At 30.3% G+C, this 505-nt stretch carries 1 protein-coding gene; it reads left to right on the forward strand.

From position 1 onward, the window contains the following. Positions 1-371: 371 nt before the first annotated feature. Positions 372-505, forward strand: a 134-nt coding sequence (locus AC1DO4_RS27900) for a glycosyltransferase family 2 protein (protein ID WP_477421067.1), incomplete at its 3' end; no start/stop codon positions are given.

Below are 505 nucleotides of genomic sequence, written 5' to 3' on the forward strand. Positions count from 1 at the left end.
AGATAAATTTGGTATGTTATAAGCAGGAATTTGCTAATCCCAACTCAAACTTTTATCAAATAAAATTGGGGTGGTTTATGCTACTGTAGCTGTAATAAGGTAAAAGATTTAAAAAAGGCAGGACTACTAAAGTTAACTCCCCTGTTTTTACATTAAATCAAAAAAAGTAATTATTAATAAATGATCATGTAATTGGATACGCGAAGCTGTAAACTGTCATTAAACCGAGGTTTACAGATTCATATAATCAGCATTATATTTTGGCCTGTTATATCAATCGTCTGTTTGCCTTAAAAATCAACAAAAAATATATTGCTCAAAATGAATACAAAAACGAAAAAAAATAAAAAATTATGATGAAGCATGATTTGATGGTCAGTGTATGCTGTACAACCTACAACCAGGTACAATTTATTGCTCAAACCATTGATAGTTTTTTGATGCAGCAAACAAATTTTCAATTTGAAATTGTTATTGGCGATGATTGCTCTACCGATGGTACGTC

The sequence above is a fragment of the Mucilaginibacter sp. P5_A6 genome, assembly GCF_056400585.1.